At 53.4% G+C, this 1,097-nt stretch carries 1 protein-coding gene; it reads right to left on the bottom strand.

Going from position 1 to position 1,097, the window contains the following annotated elements; translation table 11 throughout:
- On the bottom strand, positions 1-1,097 hold a 1,097-nt coding region (gene tuf / locus IM295_RS22890; RefSeq protein ID WP_049119900.1), incomplete at both ends, for an elongation factor Tu.

Raw genomic sequence — 1,097 nt, 5'->3', positions numbered from 1 at the left:
AGAACTTTAGCAACAACGCCCGCGCCAACGGTACGGCCGCCTTCACGGATTGCGAAACGCAGACCGTCGTCCATCGCGATTGGGTGGATCAGAGTCACAACCATCTTGATGTTGTCGCCTGGCATTACCATCTCTACGCCTTCTGGCAGTTCGATGGTACCGGTCACGTCAGTTGTACGGAAGTAGAACTGTGGACGGTAGCCTTTGAAGAACGGAGTATGACGGCCGCCTTCGTCTTTGGACAGGATGTACACTTCAGATTCGAACTTGGTGTGTGGCTTGATTGAGCCTGGCTTCGCCAGAACCTGACCACGTTCGATTTCTTCACGTTTGATACCACGCAGCAGAACACCAACGTTCTCACCAGCACGGCCTTCGTCCAGCAGTTTGCGGAACATTTCAACGCCAGTACAGGTAGACTTCGCAGTCTCTTTGATACCAACGATTTCAACTTCTTCACCAACTTTGATGATACCGCGCTCTACACGACCGGTAACAACGGTACCACGACCGGAGATAGAGAATACGTCTTCGATTGGCAGCAGGAATGGCTTGTCAATCGCACGCTCTGGTTCTGGGATGTAAGAATCCAGGAAGCCAGCCAGTTCGATGATTTTCGCTTCCCACTCAGCGTCGCCTTCCAGCGCTTTCAGCGCGGAACCACGAACGATTGGAGTGTCGTCGCCCGGGAAATCGTACTGAGACAGCAGTTCACGAACTTCCATCTCTACCAGTTCCAGCAGCTCTTCGTCATCAACCATGTCGCATTTGTTCAGGAACACGATGATGAAAGGAACGCCTACCTGACGACCCAGCAGGATGTGCTCACGAGTCTGAGGCATTGGGCCGTCAGTCGCAGCAACAACCAGGATCGCGCCGTCCATCTGCGCAGCACCGGTGATCATGTTTTTAACATAGTCGGCGTGGCCTGGGCAGTCTACGTGTGCGTAGTGGCGAGTCGGGGTGTCGTACTCAACGTGAGAGGTGTTGATGGTGATACCACGAGCTTTTTCTTCTGGTGCGTTATCGATCTGGTCGAATGCACGAGCAGAACCACCGTAGGTTTTAGCCAGAACGGTAGTGATTGCAGCGGTCAG

The sequence above is a fragment of the Enterobacter cloacae complex sp. P14RS genome (genome assembly GCF_014895895.1).
Classification (GTDB): Bacteria; Pseudomonadota; Gammaproteobacteria; order Enterobacterales; family Enterobacteriaceae; genus Enterobacter; species Enterobacter bugandensis.
Note: the sequence above shows the minus strand (reverse complement) of the source record. Positions and strands in the feature narration are given on the sequence as shown.